Annotated in this window: 17 protein-coding genes; 4 read left to right on the top strand and 13 right to left on the bottom strand. The window is 61.5% G+C overall.

Translation table 11 applies throughout. From position 1 onward, the window contains the following. On the top strand, nucleotides 1-2,169 hold the full coding sequence (locus DSM107133_RS05370) for an RNA degradosome polyphosphate kinase (protein WP_114291985.1): 2,169 nt from the start codon (nucleotides 1-3) through the stop codon (nucleotides 2,167-2,169). 64 nt (nucleotides 2,170-2,233) lie between these two features. Next, complete coding sequence (locus tag DSM107133_RS05365) at nucleotides 2,234-3,808, top strand: Ppx/GppA family phosphatase (RefSeq protein WP_114291984.1); 1,575 nt, start codon at nucleotides 2,234-2,236, stop codon at nucleotides 3,806-3,808. Between the two features lie 32 nt (nucleotides 3,809-3,840). Here DSM107133_RS05365 and DSM107133_RS05360 read toward each other — a convergent pair whose 3' ends face one another. From DSM107133_RS05360 to DSM107133_RS05340, 5 genes are read right to left on the bottom strand one after another with little or no spacing between them, the layout of a single operon-like run. Then, the gene (locus tag DSM107133_RS05360; RefSeq protein ID WP_114291983.1) at nucleotides 3,841-4,200 is read right to left on the bottom strand and encodes a hypothetical protein; all 360 of its coding nucleotides are present in this window, start codon (nucleotides 4,198-4,200) and stop codon (nucleotides 3,841-3,843) included. 54 nt (nucleotides 4,201-4,254) lie between these two features. Continuing rightward, entirely contained in the window at nucleotides 4,255-5,283 is a 1,029-nt protein-coding gene (locus DSM107133_RS05355; RefSeq protein WP_114291982.1) for an endonuclease/exonuclease/phosphatase family protein, read from the bottom strand. Continuing rightward, on the bottom strand, nucleotides 5,283-5,975 hold the full coding sequence (locus DSM107133_RS05350; protein ID WP_114291994.1) for a molecular chaperone DjiA: 693 nt from the start codon (nucleotides 5,973-5,975) through the stop codon (nucleotides 5,283-5,285). The genes DSM107133_RS05355 and DSM107133_RS05350 overlap by 1 nt, the downstream gene beginning before the upstream one ends. Before the next feature lie 38 nt (nucleotides 5,976-6,013). Next, nucleotides 6,014-6,493 (bottom strand): GNAT family N-acetyltransferase, encoded by a 480-nt coding sequence (locus tag DSM107133_RS05345; protein ID WP_114291981.1) that lies wholly within the window; start codon nucleotides 6,491-6,493, stop codon nucleotides 6,014-6,016. After that, a complete protein-coding gene (locus DSM107133_RS05340; protein ID WP_114291980.1) occupies nucleotides 6,490-7,113 on the bottom strand; it encodes a VOC family protein in 624 nt (207 codons plus the stop codon). Before DSM107133_RS05340 ends, DSM107133_RS05345 begins: the two co-directional genes overlap by 4 nt. 120 nt (nucleotides 7,114-7,233) lie before the next feature. On the opposite strand from DSM107133_RS05340, the gene nhaA reads away from it, so the two are divergent. Beyond that, on the top strand, nucleotides 7,234-8,421 hold the full coding sequence (gene nhaA, locus DSM107133_RS05335) for a Na+/H+ antiporter NhaA (protein WP_114291979.1): 1,188 nt from the start codon (nucleotides 7,234-7,236) through the stop codon (nucleotides 8,419-8,421). 63 nt (nucleotides 8,422-8,484) lie between these two features. Here nhaA and scpA read toward each other — a convergent pair whose 3' ends face one another. Continuing rightward, entirely contained in the window at nucleotides 8,485-10,614 is a 2,130-nt protein-coding gene (gene scpA / locus DSM107133_RS05330) for a methylmalonyl-CoA mutase (RefSeq protein WP_114291978.1), read from the bottom strand. Beyond that, entirely contained in the window at nucleotides 10,577-11,512 is a 936-nt protein-coding gene (locus DSM107133_RS05325) for a hypothetical protein (RefSeq protein WP_114291977.1), read from the bottom strand. The genes scpA and DSM107133_RS05325 overlap by 38 nt, the downstream gene beginning before the upstream one ends. A gap of 180 nt (nucleotides 11,513-11,692) precedes the next feature. On the opposite strand from DSM107133_RS05325, the gene DSM107133_RS05320 reads away from it, so the two are divergent. Continuing rightward, nucleotides 11,693-12,142 carry a DUF4174 domain-containing protein gene (locus DSM107133_RS05320; RefSeq protein ID WP_114291976.1) on the top strand — a complete coding sequence of 150 codons (450 nt, stop codon included), beginning with the start codon at nucleotides 11,693-11,695 and terminating at the stop codon, nucleotides 12,140-12,142. A 62-nt stretch (nucleotides 12,143-12,204) separates the two neighbouring features. Here DSM107133_RS05320 and DSM107133_RS05315 read toward each other — a convergent pair whose 3' ends face one another. The 6 genes from DSM107133_RS05315 to DSM107133_RS05290 form a co-directional block, all read right to left on the bottom strand. Beyond that, nucleotides 12,205-14,253: an acetyl/propionyl/methylcrotonyl-CoA carboxylase subunit alpha gene (locus DSM107133_RS05315; RefSeq protein ID WP_114291975.1), complete on the bottom strand. Its 2,049-nt coding sequence runs from the start codon at nucleotides 14,251-14,253 to the stop codon at nucleotides 12,205-12,207. A gap of 141 nt (nucleotides 14,254-14,394) precedes the next feature. Continuing rightward, nucleotides 14,395-14,601: a hypothetical protein gene (locus tag DSM107133_RS05310; protein WP_114291974.1), complete on the bottom strand. Its 207-nt coding sequence runs from the start codon at nucleotides 14,599-14,601 to the stop codon at nucleotides 14,395-14,397. A 331-nt stretch (nucleotides 14,602-14,932) separates the two neighbouring features. Then, entirely contained in the window at nucleotides 14,933-15,280 is a 348-nt protein-coding gene (locus DSM107133_RS05305) for a hypothetical protein (protein ID WP_114291973.1), read from the bottom strand. A 75-nt stretch (nucleotides 15,281-15,355) separates the two neighbouring features. Beyond that, nucleotides 15,356-15,499 (bottom strand): hypothetical protein, encoded by a 144-nt coding sequence (locus DSM107133_RS05300; RefSeq protein ID WP_205387750.1) that lies wholly within the window; start codon nucleotides 15,497-15,499, stop codon nucleotides 15,356-15,358. Between the two features lie 214 nt (nucleotides 15,500-15,713). Further along, on the bottom strand, nucleotides 15,714-16,157 hold the full coding sequence (locus DSM107133_RS05295; protein ID WP_240310383.1) for a DUF6497 family protein: 444 nt from the start codon (nucleotides 16,155-16,157) through the stop codon (nucleotides 15,714-15,716). Between the two features lie 12 nt (nucleotides 16,158-16,169). Beyond that, nucleotides 16,170-17,702 (bottom strand): acyl-CoA carboxylase subunit beta, encoded by a 1,533-nt coding sequence (locus DSM107133_RS05290; RefSeq protein ID WP_114291972.1) that lies wholly within the window; start codon nucleotides 17,700-17,702, stop codon nucleotides 16,170-16,172. Nucleotides 17,703-17,887: the final 185 nt, after the last annotated feature.

Raw genomic sequence — 17,887 nt, 5'->3', positions numbered from 1 at the left:
ATGTCACAGGCAGATTTTCTCACACATCCCTTCCCCGAGCCTCAGGCGCTGGATGATCTCGATTTTTCGGGACCCGGCCGATTTGTAAACCGCGAGCTGAGCTGGCTTGCCTTTAACTGGCGCGTGCTGGAAGAGGCGGAAAACACCCGTGTTCCGCTGCTGGAGCGGCTGCGGTTCCTGTCGATCAGCGCCACCAATCTGGACGAGTTTTACACCGTGCGCGTCGCGGGCCTGCGCGAACTGGCGATTGCAGGCAACACCACGCCCGCCGCCGACGGGCTGACGCCTGCCGAGCAACTGGTGCTGATCAACGAAGACGCCCGCGCCCTGATGCTGTCGCAACAACGGGTGCTGTCAGACCTGCTGGCCGAGATGGAAGCCGAAGGCATCGACGTGCTGAAACGCGCCGAGCTGACGCCCGGCGACAAGACATTTCTGGCCGATTATTTCCTGAACCACGTTTTTGCGGTTCTGTCGCCGCTGGCGATTGATCCGGCACACCCCTTCCCGTTCATTCCCAACACCGGCTATGCGCTGGCGCTGCAACTGGAACGCAAATCGGACAAACGCCCGTTGCAGGCGCTGCTGCCGATCCCCGGCCAGATCGACCGCTTTGTCGCCCTGCCCGGTCAGGGCACGCGGTTCCTGCCGCTGGAGGAACTGCTGGTCGAACAGATCGGCACGCTGTTCCCCGGCTATCGGCTGACGGCGCATTTCGAATTTCAGGTGCTGCGCGACAGCGATCTTGAGGTCGAGGACGAGGCCGAAGATCTGGTGCGCGAATTCGAGGTGGCGCTGAAACGCCGTCGGCGGGGCGAAGTGGTGCGGATGCTGCATTCGGCCGGCGCGCCCGAGCGGTTGAAATCGGTGATCATGCGTGAGTTGAACGTCATGCACTCCGAAGTGATCGAGATTGACGGCATGATCGGTCTTGCCGATCTGGGCAAGCTGGTGCTGGACAGCCGCCCCGAACTTTTGTGGCCCACATTCACTCCGCGCGTGCCCGAACGTGTGTCGGATTTCGAAGGCGATATGTTTGCCGCGATCCGGCAAAAGGACATGTTGCTGCACCATCCCTATGAAACCTTTGAAATGGTGATCCGTTTCCTGCAACAGGCGGCGCGCGATCCCAATGTGGTGGCGATCAAGCAGACGCTGTATCGCACCTCGAAACGCTCGCCCATTGTCGAGGCGCTGTGCGAGGCGGCGGAAGACGGCAAATCGGTCACCGCACTGGTCGAGCTGAAGGCGCGCTTTGACGAGGCGGCGAATATCCACCAGTCGCGCCGTCTGGAACGTGCGGGCGCGCATGTGGTGTACGGGTTTATCGACCTGAAAACCCATGCCAAGATCAGCACCGTTGTGCGCCGCGAGGGTGATGAACTGGTGACCTATACCCATTACGGCACCGGCAACTATCACCCGATCACCGCCAAGATTTACACCGACCTGTCGCTGTTCACCTGTGACCCCAAGCTGGGCCGCGATGCCACCAAGGTCTTTAACTTCCTGTCCGGCTATGCCGAGCCGGAAGAACTGGACAATCTGGCGATTTCACCCACCACGCTAAAGCCGCGCCTGCTGGAAATGATCGCCAACGAGGCCGAACATGCCGCCGCCGGGCGGCCTGCCGAAATCTGGGCCAAGATGAACGCGCTGATCGATTCCGAAGTGATCGATGCGCTGTATGCGGCGTCGCAGGCCGGTGTGAAGATCAGCCTTGTGATCCGTGGCATCTGTGGCCTGCGCCCCGGTGTCGTGGGGCTGAGCGAGAACATCCGCGTCAAATCCATCATCGGGCGGTTTCTGGAACATTCGCGGATCGTCTGCTTTGGCAACGGCAAGGGGCTGCCCCACAAAAAGGCGCGGGTGTTTATTTCATCTGCCGACTGGATGGGCCGCAACCTGAATCGCCGTGTGGAAACACTGGTAGAGATCGAAAACCCGACGGTAAAATCGCAGATCACCAGCCAGGTGATGGCGGCAAACCTGGCGGATGTGGCGCAAAGCTGGGTGATGGCTCCGGACGGAAAATTCGTGCGCCCCGAAGTGCCCGAAGGCGATTTTGCCTTTAACTGCCACCGTTTCTTCATGGAAAACCCGTCCTTGTCGGGCCGTGGATCGGCGGGCGCGTCGGATGTGCCGCAGCTGACCCATACCGAGGACTGATTGACCGCGCGGCCCCCGTGGGCCATGTTCGGAAACGACACTGCGGCGGGCCATAGGGAAGCTGATGACCGAACAGAGCGAACAGGCAACCGACGCTGTGGGCAAACACGACTGGGGGCCTTTTGGGCGGCCTCTGTTTCAGGATCCCGGCGCACGGGCGCTGTCCCGTGTGGGGGTGGTCGACATCGGGTCGAACTCGGTCCGGTTGGTGGTTTTTGACGGCGCGGCACGCAGTCCTGCCTATTTCTACAATGAAAAGATCATGTGCGCACTGGGCGCGGGCCTGAGCGAAAGCGGCACGCTGAACCCTTCGGGACGCAAGCGCGCACTGGCGGCGTTGATCCGGTTCAAACATCTGGCCGACGGCATGGACCTGCCCGAACTGACGCTGGTGGCCACGGCGGCGGTGCGCGATGCATCCGATGGTGCCGATTTCTGCGCCGATGTGCTGCGCGAGACGGGGCTGCGCATCTGGGTGATCGACGGGCGCGAAGAGGCGCGGCTGTCGGCGCAGGGTGTGCTGCTGGGCTGGCCCGGCGCCTATGGTCTGGTTTGTGACATTGGCGGGTCATCCATGGAGCTGGCCGAGATTTCCGGCGGGCGCGTGGGCCGGCGCGAGACATCGCAACTGGGGCCGCTCAAGCTGGTGGATGTGAAGGGCGGCAAAAAGGGCCGTCGCGAACATATCGCCGCCGTGATGGAACAGTTGCAAGAGGCGATGGGCATCCAACGCGACCGGCTGTTTCTGGTGGGCGGATCGTGGCGGGCGATTGCGCGCATCGACATGTACCGGCGCAATTATCCGCTGCATGTGCTGCACGAATACCGCATGACGCCGACCGGCGTGGCCAAGACCGTGGCCTTTATCGCGGACAGCGACCCCGAAGAGCTGCGCAACCACTGTGGCATCTCGGCGCAACGCATGGGGCTGGTGCCACTGGCCGCCGAAGTGCTGTCTCGGCTGGTGCGCACCTTCAAACCCAAGGACATTGCGGTGTCGTCCTATGGTATCCGCGAGGGGCTGTTGTACGAACAGATGCCCCAGCGCCTGCGCGACCGTGATCCGCTGGTTGAATCCTGCCGCTTTGTCGAAGCCAAGGACGCCCGCCTGCCCGGCTTTGGCCGCACGCTGTATGATTTCATCATGCCGCTGTTCAAATCCGCACCGGTTCACCGCAAGCGGCTGATCAAGGCGGCATGTTTGCTGCATGACGTCAGCTGGCGCGCGCATCCCGATTACCGCGCCGAGGTCTGTTTCGACAATGCGACCCGTGCCAATCTGGGCGGGCTGAAACATTCGGAACGGATTTTTCTGGGGCTGGCGCTGTTGCACCGCTATTCGAACAAGCGCGAGGGCACGCCGTTCGAAAATCTCTATGACGTGCTGGACGAAAAGACCCAGCGCGACGCCGAAATTCTGGGCAAGGCGATGCGGTTCGGGGCGATGTTCTGGATGCAGAAGGATGCGGATCGGGGCGAATTCCGCTGGTATCCGAAGAAAAAGCAGCTGGAGCTGCATCTGTCGCCTGCGGTGATGCCGCTGTACGGCGAAGTGGCCGAAGCGCGGCTGGTGTCGCTGGCCAGCAGCATGGGTGCCGAACTGACGGTCAAGACACGGCGGCGCGCTCCGAAGGCTTAGGCTCTGGACCCATTAATCCTGAGAGCGAAGCATCAAATCTCGATTTCACCCTCTTTCGGCACATAGTCCGGCGCGTCGGGTTTGCGCCGTATGATGATGTCGCCGTTGGGCAGGATTTCGGGCGCGTCATAAGCGCTCCAGTCTTCGACCTGTTCCATCAGGTCACGCAGCGCGGGGCCCATCTGTTGCGCGAAGCTGCGCATGGCGGGCCCGAATTCTTCTGCAAGCGCGCCCAGGTCGTCGATGGCAGGCTCCATTTCTTTCAGGATACCTTCCATGAACATCCTGGCCCCGCGCTCCATCAGCGACAGGCTGTCGCCGTCGTCGTCCTGTGCAAAGGACGGTGTGGCCAGCGCGGCCACAAGCGTTACGGGGATAAACAGGCGTTTCATGTCCCCAATATGGGGGCAAAGCGTGACAATTCAAAGTGGGCTGTGAAGCGGCTGCTAAATCTCGATGTCCAGTGTCACCGGAAAATGGTCTGATGCGGTCACCAGTGCGTCGCGCAGTTCGGGCACATGCCAGCAATCAGGGTCGTCCAGCGGGTGCCAGATACGCCAGCTTGGCGCAGGGTCGCGCAGGTCTGGCGACACCATGATATAGTCAAGCAACGCTTGCAAATAGCGCTTTTCGGGGCGAATCCAGAATCGGGCGGTTGTCGGCATTGCCCCCAGACGCCGCCCCAGCGCAAGCCGTGCGTGGGGATCGTACATCTGGGGCTCGCCCTCAGCCCCCAACAGGATTTCCACCGAAGATCGGCCAAAAAGATGTTCGTATTCGTCCAGCCCCGGACCGTCGTTCATGTCGCCCATGACGATCAGCGGCGTGCCTTCGGCCAGATGGCCCGCGATGCGGGCGCGCAGCCAGATCGCCTGAGCCAGTTGCTTGCGCCGGTTGGCAATCGACTGGCGCATGACCTCGTCGCGGGTGATGGCACCGTGCGGGGCCTTGGATTTCAGATGCGCGCCGATCATGCGGAATTCAAAACCGGTGGCGCGGCTGCGCATCGCCAGTTCCAGCGGCGGCTTGGAGAATTGCACCAGATCCTGCGTGTCGTCCACATCCAGATCAATGCGGAATGTGCCGTCAAAACGCGGGGCGTCGGTGGCCCCTTTTTTGCCGGTCTCGTGGCCGACAGGATCGTGGGTGGCGCGAAGCACATCGGGATCATACAGCAGCGCGATTTCCTGCTGGGTGTCGTTCTCGAACCCGATGATCGCACGGCGCGCACGCAGATCGAACAGTTGCGCAAAGCTTTCCAGCGCGCGCACCGTGTCGCGATGGCGGTTCTGGTCCGGGGCTTCAATAATCATCACCGCGTCGGCGTTCAGCGCGGTGAAAACGATGCCAAGCGCCTCGAGCTGGTGGGCGCGGGTGATGTTGTAGCGTGCCGACCAGCCGTCATCGGCCAGAGGCCTGCCTGCATCATCAAACAACGCGTTGAACCATTCGACGTTGTAGGTGGCCAACCGCATCAGGCGGCGCCGGAGGTGGTGGTTTCCTGTATCTCTTCCCAGGCGCGGTTGATCTCGATCAGCCGTTTCTGCGCCATGCCGATGGCCTCTTCGGGCAGGCCGCGTGCCATCAGGACATCGGGGTGATTCTCGCGCACCAGTTTGCGCCAGGCCGCGCGCGTGGTGGCCAGATCGGCACCGCATTCAACGCCCAGCACGGTGTAGGGGTCGCATTTCTGGTTCGGCACCGCGCGGGCACGCAGGGCGGCAAAACGTGCGGGCGGCAGTTCGAAAATCTCTGCGACCTGCTCCAGAAACGCGGCCTCGGCCTCGTGGTAGTGGCCGTCGGCCATGGCGATGTGAAACAGCCCCTCTGTCAGATCCAGCAGTGTGTCGGGCTGGTCGCGAAACATCGAATGGATGCGCCGCGCATAGACGTCAAAGCCCGCGACGTCCTGCCGCGCAAGGTTGAACACCCGCGCCGCCCCTGCTTCGTCTTCGGGGGCGATGTGAAAGACCTCTCGAAAGGCCATGACTTCGTCGCGGGTCACCTGCCCGTCGGCCTTGGCCATCTTGGCCGACAGCGCGATCACGGCAATGGCAAAGCCCACAGACCGTTCGGGCGGGGTGCGCAGATGTTCAAACACCGATGACAGGCTTTCGCCTGCGGCAAGGGCGCTGAGCGCTTCGGTTATGCGGGTCCAGATCGACATGGGACGCACCATAGAGAGGTCAGAAGAAAGTGTCAGGATCAGATTAGCACTTTGTGCATCAAGATCAGGTCATACCATCGGTCAAATTTGTAACCCGCTTGCGGAATTGACCCAGATTGCGCAAATCCAAGGCGTTTGTGAAAGGCGACAGCGTCGGGATTGCCGCCGCTGATACCGGCCACCAGCACATGAATGTCGCGGGCTTTTGCCTCGGCTTCCAATGCCGCCATCAACGCCCGCCCAAGGCCGTTCGCCCGGGCATCAGGGGCCAGCATCACCGAATGTTCGGCCGTGTGGCGATACCCCGGACCGCTGCGAAACGCGCCAAAGGTGGCAAAGCCCGCGACCTGTCCCGCCACTTCGGCCACCCAGAATGCACCATCACGCGCGTCAATCATGGCTGCCACTTCGTCGGGGCTTTTGCGGTCGGTGGTAAAGGTGATGTGCGGCAGTGCGATCACCCCGTTCCAGATGGCCGCAATGGTGGCGGCATCGGCACAGGTGGCCGCGCGGATCATAGGCTGCGCGTGCCGTGAGGCGTGTCAAACCGGGCGTGCAGGGCCGCAGGGCCGGTGTCGAATACCACGCGAGAATCGTTCAGACAGGGGCCAAGGGCGCTGCGCAGATCATCGGCCCGCGGATGGCTGACGATCAGACGCGACAGGCTGACACCGCTGGGCGTCAGGCGGGCCGCGGGGTGCTGCGTGGTTTGCCACTGGATCAACGCAGGCCAGCAATTGTCATAGGGCAGCACGCCGCCCGCAGGCACCGCCATGCGCCAGCGCAGATCACCGCGCTGCAGATCAACCGGCTGCCCAGCGCCTTGGGGTGGCAGATCGGGCAATTGCGCCAGCAGCGCATCCATATCGTCGCAGCGGCAGATCCAGTTGGTCAGACGCGCGGGGCCGGTGAACCGGTCCAGATCGAACCAGCGCGCGCGGTCGGGCTGCGGCGCGTCGGGATTGATCGTAATCGCTTCGAGGTAGAGGCCGTCGGCAAGGCCCAACAGGGTGTTGTGGGTGTGAAATACCGCATGTTCGCCACCGGGCTGCAAAGACACCCCCAGGGCCGTTTCAACATGGGCAGTGGCCTCGGCCAAAGTGGCCCCTGCCACTGCGATGTGGTCGAACTGCATCATATCGGAAATCCTATGTCAAAAAATGCATTGCTGCGCCCGTTTAACGCAGCATGTTGCATTGATTTTAGCGCCAAAGAAGCCATCTGTAAGCCAATCAATTACAACTTAGAGGGATATCCTATGCTGCTTCGCGCGCTAGACAAATTTTTCAGCCACGAAGCTGCGGGGGGCATATTGCTGATGCTGTCCGCTGTCGCCGCCATGATGGTGGCAAACTCGGGCTTGCAGGATGCTTATCAGTCCTTTCTGACGGCCAAATTTTCGGTGACATTGAACGGCGAAGGCCTGTCCAAGCCCTTGATCCTGTGGATCAACGACGGGTTGATGGCGGTTTTCTTCTTTCTGATCGGGCTTGAGCTGAAGCGCGAGATGATGGAGGGCAAGCTGAAGAACCCCCGCGATGTGGTGCTGCCCGGTGTTGCGGCAATCCTTGGCATGGCGCTGCCTGCGGTGGTGTTTCTGGCGATCAACTGGCAGATTCCCGAAAACATCAACGGCTGGGCCATTCCGGCGGCAACTGACATCGCCTTTGCCCTGGGTATTCTGGCGCTGGTGGGCAGCCGCGCGCCCGTGTCGTTGAAAGTGTTCCTGCTGACGCTGGCCATTCTGGACGATTTGGGTGCGATCATCATCATCGCGCTGTTCTACACGGCGAACCTGAACCTGGATTACCTGTTTCTGGCGATGATCCCGCTTGCGGCGCTGATCTATCTGAACATCAAGGGCACCCATGTGGTCGGCCCCGCCCTGCTGCTGGGCACGATCATGTGGTATTTCGTACTGAAATCAGGCGTGCACGCGACGCTGGCCGGTGTGGTCACCGCCTTCTGTATTCCGCTGAAAGACCGCTGGGGCAAGTCGCCGCTGCATTCGCTGGAACATGCGCTGACGCCTTACGTCTTCTACCTTATCATCCCGATCTTTGCCTTTGCCAACGCCGGTGTGGTGCTGAAAGGCATGACGTTCGCCGACATGATCAGCCCGCTGCCCATGGGCATTGCGCTGGGTCTGATCGTGGGCAAACAGGTGGGGGTGTTCGGTGTGGTGATGCTGATGGTCAAGACCGGCCTTGCACGGATGCCGGCGGGGGCCACAATGCTGCACATCTATGGTGTGGCCTGTCTGGCCGGTGTCGGCTTTACCATGTCGCTGTTTATCGGCGGTCTGAGCTATGACAACCCGTTGCTGATGAACGAAGTGCGTCTGGGCGTGTTGTCGGGGTCGATCGTGTCGGGGCTGATGGGCTATTGCGCGCTGATGCTGGCGGCACAGCGCACGCCGGTCGATGCTGAGGCCGAGGCGGCCTGACGGCGCAGTAATTGTATTGGAACAGAAGCGGGCCGCCCCATCACAGGGCGGCCCGCTTTCGTTTCAGCCGCGGGTTTCGCGGATCAGGCGCAGGATATCCTGTGCGGCGGCGGGGATGTTGGTGCCGGGGCCAAAGATCGCCTTGACGCCCGCGTCATAGAGGAACTGGTAATCCTGCTGCGGGATCACGCCGCCGCAGATCACCAGAATATCCCCCGCACCTGCGTCTTTCAGCGCCTGCACCAATTGCGGGGCCAGTGTTTTGTGCCCTGCCGCCTGGCTGCTGATGCCGATGACGTGCACATCGTTGTCCACCGCATCCTGCGCGGCTTCGGCGGGGGTCTGGAACAGCGGGCCCACGTCCACGTCAAAGCCGATGTCGGCAAAGGCGGTGGCAATCACCTTGGCCCCACGGTCGTGGCCGTCCTGCCCCATCTTGACCACCAGCATACGCGGGCGGCGGCCTTCTTCCCCGGCAAAATCCTCGACCGATTTCTGGATCGCGGCAAAGCCTTCGTCGCCCTCGTAGGCGGCGCCGTAAACCCCTGCCAATGTCTTCACTTCGGCGCGGTGGCGGCCGAATACTTTTTCCATCGCCATGCTGATTTCTCCGACTGAGGCGCGGGCGCGGGCGGCTTCGACCGCTGCGTCCAACAGGTTGCCACCCTCGCGGGCGCGGCGGCTGAGTTCATCCAGCGCGGCGGTGCAGGCCGCATCGTCGCGGGTGGCGCGGATTTTTTCCAGACGCGCGATCTGGCTGAGGCGCACCGCCACGTTGTCGACGTCCAGAATGTCGATCGGCTCTTCCTTGTCGCGGCGGTACTTGTTGACGCCCACGATCACCTCGTCGCCACGGTCGATATTGGCCTGACGGGTCGCGGCCGCCTCTTCGATGCGCAGTTTGGGCATACCGGATGCAACCGCCTTGGTCATGCCGCCCAGTTCCTCGACCTCTTCGATCAGGGTCCATGCGGCCTCGGCCAGATCGTGTGTCAGCTTTTCAACATAGTAGGACCCGGCCAGCGGATCGACCACGTTCGTCACGCCGGTTTCCTCTTGCAGGATCAACTGCGTATTCCGCGCGATGCGGGCGGAATGTTCGGTGGGCAGGCCGATCGCCTCGTCCAGCGAGTTGGTGTGCAGCGACTGGGTGCCGCCCAGCACCGCGCTCATCGCCTCGTAGGCGGTGCGCACCACGTTGTTGTAAGGGTCCTGTTCCGCAAGGCTGACACCGGATGTCTGGCAGTGGGTGCGCAGCATCGAGGATTTCGCGTCCTTGGGGTCAAACTCTTCCATGATCCGCGACCACAGCAGACGCGCGGCGCGCAGTTTGGCGGCCTCCATGAAAAAGTTCATGCCGATGGCAAAGAAGAACGACAGGCGCGGGGCGAAACGGTCCACGTCCATGCCTGCGGCGATGGCGGTGCGCACGTATTCGCGCCCGTCGGCCAGCGTGAACGCCAGCTCTTGAACAAGGTTCGCACCCGCCTCTTGCATGTGATAGCCCGAGATCGAGATCGAGTTGAACTTCGGCATGAAATCCGAAGTGTATTCGATGATGTCCCCGATGATGCGCATCGACGGCTCGGGCGGGTAGATATAGGTGTTGCGCACCATGAACTCTTTGAGAATGTCGTTCTGGATGGTCCCCGCCAGCACCTTGCGGTCGTGGCCCTGCTCTTCGCCCGCGACGATAAAGCTGGCCAAAATCGGGATCACCGCGCCGTTCATCGTCATCGACACAGAGACCTTGTCCAGCGGGATGCCGTCGAAGAGGATTTTCATGTCCTCGACTGAATCAATGGCAACCCCGGCCTTGCCCACGTCACCGACAACACGCTCGTGATCGCTGTCATAGCCACGGTGGGTGGCCAGATCAAAGGCCACAGACACGCCCTGTTGACCGGCAGCCAGGTTGCGCCGGTAAAAGGCGTTGGATTCTTCGGCCGTTGAGAAACCGGCATACTGGCGGATGGTCCAGGGGCGGCCTGCATACATCGTCGCCTTGACCCCACGGGTATAGGGCGCGACGCCGGGGATGGTGCCCAGATGGCTGACGTCTTTCAGGTCGTCCTGGGTATAGAGCGGCTGGACGTCGATGCCTTCCAGCGTTTTCCACGTCAGGTCGTCCACGGGTCGGCCCCGCAATTCGCCCTCAGCCAGAGTGCGCCAGTCTGCCTTTTGGTCGGTCATGTCTATGTCCTTTTGGTTGTGGGGCGAACGGCAGGGTTTGTCCCGCTCTTGTGCGTCCCGGATCCTGTGTCAGTGTTGCAAGCCCGTCCGCGCCCGCCGCCAGCCATGCCAGATCATCGGCATAGGCGGCGCGCAGCTGCGTGGATTGTTCGGGGGTAAATGGGGTCCAGCGGCCATGGCCGGTGATCGTGTGCGTGGGTCCGCCGCGTTCACTCACAAGAGCGCGCAGGGCGGCGGCATCGGGGGCGCGGTTCAGCCAGTCGCCCTGTGTGGGCAAAGCGACATCGCAACCGACGCCTGCAGCAAGAATGGCGTTGGCACGCCCTGCGAAACGTTCAAACGGCAGAATGCGCAGGTCGGCGTCGGGGACGGCGCAGGCCAGATCGGAGATGACATCGCGCCAGTTGCGGCGTGATTGGGAAATCAGGTTGAGCGCCTGATAGTCGGGCACCGGCGCGCCGCGCCCGATGCCATAGGCGATGGCCGAGGACCACCACAGGTCCTGGGCGCGTAAGGACAGCACAATGCGCGTGACCCGACCGTCAAAAAGCTGCGCATAGCGGGCCATGCGCTGCCCGATGTCAGGGTACAGTCCGTGCGCGCGCATGTTGGCGCGCACCGAGCCGATCATGTTCTCGTCGCTGATCAACAGGGTTCTGACACCGCTGGCCGCCGTCTTGTTCAGATGCAGCTGCACCCGCCCCCGCGCACGACGGGCCGCGCGCACCGGATCGCTGCCCGGTTGCGGCAATGTCCCCGCAAACAGGCCGGACCGGGTGCGCCGTGGCCCCCAAAAGCCGATGCCGGCCCCTTTGAGGCTGTCGGCATTGCGCCGCAGCGCATCCTGAAAGCTGGTCGAACCGGTGCGGTGCGCACCCAAATGCAGGATAACGTCCATGGGGCTTGTGTCCTTTCGCAAGACATGCGCCCCGTGTGCAAGAGAATGGTATGACAGTCTGGATCGGAGCCTGCGGATCATGCGCCCGCGCCCGTTACAGAGGATTTAATCGCGCCTTGATGCCGTTTCAGTATCGAAATTGCAGCGCGACCCCTTATCTTAAGGGGGACAGGAGAGACAATGAAAAGACTATTCGCCCTTGTTTTCATGGCCATGACAGCACTTCCGGCCCTGGCTGACGACACGACCCCCACCGCTGCCGAACAGCTTTTTGCCACGGCAGATGTCACTGATTTGGCGCAATTTGTCTGGATAAAGCGGCCCATCATCGTATTTTCCGACAGCCCCGCCGACCCGCGATATGTCGAACAGGTTGCGCTGCTGCGCGCGCGCGCCGAAGATTTGCTCGAGCGCGACGTGGTGGTGATGCTGGACACCGATCCGGCCGGCGCGTCGCCCCTGCGCAAAAAGCTGCGCCCACGGGGGTACATGATGGCCATTATCGACAAAAACGGCGAAGTGCTGTTGCGCAAGCCGCTGCCCTGGCATGTGCGCGAAATCACCCGCAGCATCGACAAGACGCCATTGCGCCAGCAAGAGCTGCGCGGCGCGGTCAAACCCGAGGGCTGAACCAAAGCCCCGGTCATCGCCCGTGTGCGGGCGTTATGCGACGCAACACGGGCCATGACGGCTTATTCGAACTCCATGATGATATCATCCACCGCAAGGCTGTCGCCTGCGCTGGCGTTGACCTTGGACACGGTGCCTGCCTTTTCGGCGCGCAGGATGTTTTCCATCTTCATCGCTTCGATGGTGCACAGGGCCTGGCCCTCTTGCACCTGGTCGCCTTCGGCCACGTCCAGTTTCACCACCAGACCCGGCATCGGGCACAGCAGCAGTTTGGAGGTGTCCGCCGCGACTTTCTCGGGCATCAGGCGGGCCAGTTCGGCCTGACGCGGGGTACGCACATGCACCTTGAGGTCGGCGCCACGGGTGCGGATGCGGAAACCGCCGCTGATCTTGCCGACCTTCAGCACCAACGGCGCATCGCCCACGGTCATCTTGGCCAGCTGGTCACCGGGGGTCCAGTCGCCCTGCACCCGTAGGCTTTCACCGCTGTCGAATGTCACCGTGGCCCCCGTGCTGTCGGCGGCGCTGATGGTGACGTCAAAGGAGACCCCTTGCAGCGCCACGTTCCAGTCTGTGCCGACCTTGCGTTCATGATTGTCCATGCGGCCCGACACGCGGGCGCGGCGGATTTCTCCGATACGGTTCATCGCGGCGGTGGCGGCGGCGATACGTTTCAGGTCCGCCTCGGGCAGGTTCACACCCTCGAAGCCTTCGGGATATTCCTCGGCGATAAAGGCGGTTGTCATCTCGCCCTTGATAAAGATCGGGTGATCCATCACGGCAGAAAGGAACGGCAGGTTGTGCCCGATGCCTTCGACCTCGAAGCTGTCGAGTGCCACACGCATGGCCTCGATCGCCTCGGCGCGGGTGGGTGCCCATGTGCAAAGCTTGGCGATCATCGGGTCGTAATACATGCTGATCTCGCCGCCCTCGAACACGCCGGTGTCATTGCGCACGGCGACGGGGCCAGCGGCGGCATCGCCCTGCCATTTGTCGTTGTCCAGCAGCGGACCTGCGGCCACCTCGGCGGGGGGACGGTAGCGGGTCAGACGGCCAATCGACGGCAGGAAGCCGCGATAGGGATCTTCGGCATAAAGGCGGTTTTCGATGGCCCAGCCGTTCAGCTTTACGTCGTCTTGCGTGATGCTCAGCGCTTCGCCATTGGCGACGCGGATCATCTGTTCGACCAGATCGACACCGGTGATCAGCTCGGTTACAGGGTGTTCCACCTGCAAGCGGGTGTTCATTTCCAGAAAATAGAAATTCTTGTCGCCATCGACGATGAATTCCACGGTGCCCGCACTTGCGTAATTCACGGCTTGGGCCAATGCCACGGCCTGTTCGCCCATCGCGCGGCGGGTTTTCTCGTCAAGGAAGGGGCTGGGTGCCTCTTCGACAACCTTCTGGTTGCGGCGCTGGATCGAACATTCGCGTTCGCCCAGATAGATGCCGTTGCCGTGGCTGTCGCACAGAACCTGAATTTCGATGTGACGCGGCTGGGTCACGAATTTCTCGATGAAAATCCGGTCGTCGCCAAAGCTGTTGGCCGCCTCGTTCTTGGACGATTGGAACCCCTCGCGGGCCTCGTCGTCGTTCCACGCGATCCGCATCCCCTTGCCGCCGCCACCGGCGCTGGCCTTGATCATTACCGGATAGCCGACCTCGGCAGCGATCTTGACCGCATGTTCGGCATCATCAATCAGCCCCATGTAACCGGGCACGGTGCTGACGCCGGCCTCCTGGGCGATCTTCTTCGAGGTGATCTTGTCACCCATCTTTTCAATCGCACCCACGGGCGGGCCGACAAAGGCGACCCCGGCGGCATCCAGCGCCTCGGCGAATTTCGAGTTTTCCGACAGGAAACCATAGCCGGGGTGGACCGCTTCGGCGCCCGAAGACTTCACAGCCTCCATCACCTTGTCGATGACGATATAGGACTGGTTGGCAGGCGGCGGGCCGATGTGCACGGCTTCGTCAGCCATTTCGACGTGCAGTGCCTTGCGGTCGGCGTCGGAATAGATGGCAACCGTCTGGATACCCATTTTGCGCGCGGTCTTGATGACACGGCAGGCGATTTCACCACGGTTGGCGATCAGGATCTTTTTGAACATATCGGGTCCCTTGAGTTGAATGGTGCCGAACGCGAAAAGCCGCCCTGCGAAAGCAGGGCGGTTGCGGCATTGTTGCGAATTTCGGAAGAGATCGGCGGAAACGGCAAAGACGCGCTGTGGCCCCCTGCCCGCGTCCGGCGATCAGTTACATTTGTGCGGGTATGCCTGACAGTAGGCAACGTTGCCGGCAACACCGACGGCCGCACCCGTGAGGATGCTGCCCGATGCGACCGCTGCCGCGCCTGCGCCGACGGCGCCGCCGACCAGAGCCTGTTCGCCGATGGTGTCACCGCAGGCGGCCAGCCCTGCGCAAGCGATGGCTGCGATGATGAAGGATTTGAGGGGCATGATTTTTGTCCTTGTACTGCCTGATATGCCTGCTCAACGCATGACAGATCGAACGGTTCCGACAATGTAAAAAGACATAGCCCCTCAAGATGCGCCAAATTCCGCCAAATCGCAGCGCGCATCGGCGAAAAGACGGGCGGGACCTGAAGGGCTTCAGGCCACCGCCCGTAAGGGGAAGGGGTATGGAGATGGTGTTCGGGGGCTGCAATGATTGAGAGCACAGCACCCTGAAGTTGAAACTGGCACGACAGTTGCTGCCCTGCCAAGCCACGGAAACCCACGTCGGCCAATGCCCGCCTGAAACTGGAATCTGCAAGCAAATTCATGCCGATCACGCGTCAAATGCTTCGGGAAAGGACGCCCGTGCAACCTTGACGTCGATCACCAGAAGCGACTCGTAGGATTCCGGGTCGAATTCATCCATAGCGGGAATCACTTCTCGACCAAACAGCCAGGACAAACGCCCCGCGTCCAGATTGCCGCGTTCGAACGGTTCTTCTCCGAACTGCTCCCACAGGGCTTTCATAAAGCCCAGATCGGCGCGCCGGTCAGCCGGCTTGCGGTCGCGCTTGCGCTCGCGGCGGGTCAGCGGCGTTGCGCCCTTTGGGTTGGCGCGGCGCAGGGTAAATTGGAAATCGGTGCTGGCCAGACGACCGGGAAAACCACGGTGTTTCAGCATGGGACACCCCCACGCACGGAACTCAGGGCCAGTTTTGGGGCCAGAGCAGGCCCGAAGGCCTGCGCTGAAGTGGGATTATTTATATTTCCCGGTATATGTTGGCTCGACCGAGATGGGCTCGGGATCGACCACGAGAAATTCTTCCTGCTGCTCGCGCGCACAGGCGGCAACGACGGCTGTAAAACCGAACAATGCCAAAAGTATGATGTTCTTCGACATCTGTATCTCCTGTTTAGATGCACAAGGCGTTGCCCGCACGGCTGTGCGGACCCTGCCTCAATTGAGGTAAGGGACCCAACGGGTTTCCTTGGCGCAAACATAGCGGATTCCAAATGCGAAAGATATCTGCGCTGCGTCATCGCGCCGCGCTGTGACTCCAAAGACGCAATTTCCCGCTTACATGAGGGTCGCGCCGCAAGATGTTGTGCAGGCATCAAAAAGCCTCCCAAATACAGGTATCGTTTTCGATGCGAAAAGCATCAAAGAATTGGGTCGCGTCGGGGTCCGGCTGGCCAAATTCGACCGCGCGGTCGGCCAGAGAGATCACCACGACTTCGGGTGTCAGCGCATATTCAGCGATGTAGGGAACCACAGTATTTGCGCACAGAGATTCGATATCGGGGGCGCTGTCCACATAGGACATGGTGCCGCCGTCGCGGGCAATTTCGGGGGCCAGAAAGCGGAACCGCAGGATGCTCGTGCCGCTGGTGTCGTCGATCAACACCTCTTGCAGATCAATCACCTGCCCCGAAGGCACGTCAAAGGCCCACAGCGGGGCGGCCGTCGCCATCAGCGTGGTCAGGACCGCCGCGCGCAGCGGTACGCAGCGGTTGATCCTGTCCAGAGGCTTTTGGGATCTATGTGGTTTCGCGTTCATCACCAGAGCCGATCACAGCGGAATATTATCGTGTTTCTTCCACGGGTTCGTCAGCTTTTTCGTGCGCAGTGACGCGAACGCCTTGCTGATCCGGCGGCGGGTCGAATGGGGCATGATCACCTCGTCGATGAACCCGCGCTCGGCGGCGACAAAGGGATTGGCAAACCGCTCTTCGTAGTCGGCGGCGTGTTTGGCGATCTTGTCTGCATCGCCCAGATCGGCGCGGTGGATGATCTCGGTGGCCCCCTTGGCCCCCATCACCGCAATCTCGGCTGTGGGCCAGGCATAGTTGAAATCGCCGCGCAGGTGCTTGGAGGCCATCACGTCATAGGCCCCGCCGTAAGCCTTGCGGGTGATCACGGTGACCTTGGGCACGGTCGCCTCGCCGTAGGCGAACAGCAGTTTCGCGCCGTGTTTGATGACGCCACCGTATTCCTGACCGGTGCCGGGCAAAAAGCCGGGTACGTCGACCAGCGTCAGGATCGGAATTTCGAACGCATCGCAGAACCGCACAAAGCGCGCGGCCTTGCGGCTGCTGTCGATGTCCAGACAGCCCGCCAGCACCATCGGCTGGTTGGCGACAACACCCACGGACTGCCCTTCAAGACGGATAAAGCCGGTGATGATGTTCTTGGCAAAATCTTCCTGAATCTCAAAGAAATCCCCCTCGTCCGCGACTTTGTGGATCAGCTCTTTCATGTCGTAGGGGGTGTTGGCGTTTTCGGGGATCAGTGTATCAAGGCTGGCCTCGACGCGGCCCGGTTCGTCAAAGAACGGGCGCACGGGCGGCTTTTCGCGGTTGTTCAGCGGCAGGAAATCGACCAGGCGGCGCACTTCGGCCAGCGCCTCGACGTCGTTTTCAAAGGCGCCGTCGGCCACGCTGGATTTCTTGGTATGGGTCGAGGCACCGCCCAACTCTTCGGCGGTGACCTGTTCGTTGGTCACGGTTTTGACCACGTCGGGGCCGGTCACGAACATATAGGAGGTGTCGCGCACCATGAAGATAAAGTCGGTCATCGCGGGGGAATAGACAGCACCGCCTGCACAGGGGCCCATGATCAGGCTGATCTGCGGCACAACACCCGAGGCCATGATGTTGCGCTGGAACACTTCGGCATAGCCGGCCAGCGAGGCGACACCTTCCTGAATACGCGCACCGCCCGAGTCGTTGATACCGATGACGGGGGCGCCGTTCTGGATCGCCATATCCTGAATTTTACAGATCTTCTGGGCGTGGGTTTCGGACAGCGAGCCGCCAAACACGGTAAAGTCCTGACTGAACACATAGACCATACGACCGTTGATCGTGCCCCAGCCGGTGATCACACCGTCGCCTGCGGGCTTTTGCTGCTCCATGCCAAAGTCGGTGCAGCGGTGGGCCACGAACATGTCGAATTCTTCAAAGCTGCCTTCGTCCAGCAACAGCTCGATCCGTTCGCGCGCGGTCAGCTTGCCACGGCCGTGCTGTGCGTCGATGCGCTTTTGCCCGCCGCCCAGCCGCGCCTGTGCGCGACGGTCTTCCAGTTCGGTCAGAATGTCTTTCATGTCAGGCCCCTGTTTCGATTTGGCACAGGGTATCAGGCCAAAGACGCGCGCAAAAGCATCTTGTGGAATATTTGCAAATCCTTTGCGAGACATGTTTTGCTAATTGCAAAGTTGCAAAACATACGAAAGCGCATGGCTGCTATGCATCCAGCGCAATGGACACTGGCCAGACTGCAATCTACCTT

The organism is Pseudosulfitobacter sp. DSM 107133, from assembly GCF_022788695.1.
Taxonomy (GTDB): Bacteria; Pseudomonadota; Alphaproteobacteria; order Rhodobacterales; family Rhodobacteraceae; genus Pseudosulfitobacter.
This window is presented reverse-complemented; position numbering and strand designations above follow the sequence as displayed.

Bases quoted from the DNA above. Each gene is read 5' to 3' on its own strand.
- DSM107133_RS05370 (WP_114291985.1), top strand. From the start codon at position 1: ATGTCACAGGCAGATTTTCTCACACATCCCTTCCCCGAGCCTCAGGCG.
- DSM107133_RS05365 (WP_114291984.1), top strand. From the start codon at position 2,234: ATGACCGAACAGAGCGAACAGGCAACCGACGCTGTGGGCAAACACGAC.
- DSM107133_RS05360 (WP_114291983.1), bottom strand. From the start codon at position 4,200: ATGAAACGCCTGTTTATCCCCGTAACGCTTGTGGCCGCGCTGGCCACA.
- DSM107133_RS05355 (WP_114291982.1), bottom strand. From the start codon at position 5,283: ATGCGGTTGGCCACCTACAACGTCGAATGGTTCAACGCGTTGTTTGAT.
- DSM107133_RS05350 (WP_114291994.1), bottom strand. From the start codon at position 5,975: ATGTCGATCTGGACCCGCATAACCGAAGCGCTCAGCGCCCTTGCCGCA.
- DSM107133_RS05345 (WP_114291981.1), bottom strand. From the start codon at position 6,493: ATGATCCGCGCGGCCACCTGTGCCGATGCCGCCACCATTGCGGCCATC.
- DSM107133_RS05340 (WP_114291980.1), bottom strand. From the start codon at position 7,113: ATGATGCAGTTCGACCACATCGCAGTGGCAGGGGCCACTTTGGCCGAG.
- nhaA (WP_114291979.1), top strand. From the start codon at position 7,234: ATGCTGCTTCGCGCGCTAGACAAATTTTTCAGCCACGAAGCTGCGGGG.
- scpA (WP_114291978.1), bottom strand. From the start codon at position 10,614: ATGACCGACCAAAAGGCAGACTGGCGCACTCTGGCTGAGGGCGAATTG.
- DSM107133_RS05325 (WP_114291977.1), bottom strand. From the start codon at position 11,512: ATGGACGTTATCCTGCATTTGGGTGCGCACCGCACCGGTTCGACCAGC.
- DSM107133_RS05320 (WP_114291976.1), top strand. From the start codon at position 11,693: ATGAAAAGACTATTCGCCCTTGTTTTCATGGCCATGACAGCACTTCCG.
- DSM107133_RS05315 (WP_114291975.1), bottom strand. From the start codon at position 14,253: ATGTTCAAAAAGATCCTGATCGCCAACCGTGGTGAAATCGCCTGCCGT.
- DSM107133_RS05310 (WP_114291974.1), bottom strand. From the start codon at position 14,601: ATGCCCCTCAAATCCTTCATCATCGCAGCCATCGCTTGCGCAGGGCTG.
- DSM107133_RS05305 (WP_114291973.1), bottom strand. From the start codon at position 15,280: ATGCTGAAACACCGTGGTTTTCCCGGTCGTCTGGCCAGCACCGATTTC.
- DSM107133_RS05300 (WP_205387750.1), bottom strand. From the start codon at position 15,499: ATGTCGAAGAACATCATACTTTTGGCATTGTTCGGTTTTACAGCCGTC.
- DSM107133_RS05295 (WP_240310383.1), bottom strand. From the start codon at position 16,157: ATGAACGCGAAACCACATAGATCCCAAAAGCCTCTGGACAGGATCAAC.
- DSM107133_RS05290 (WP_114291972.1), bottom strand. From the start codon at position 17,702: ATGAAAGACATTCTGACCGAACTGGAAGACCGTCGCGCACAGGCGCGG.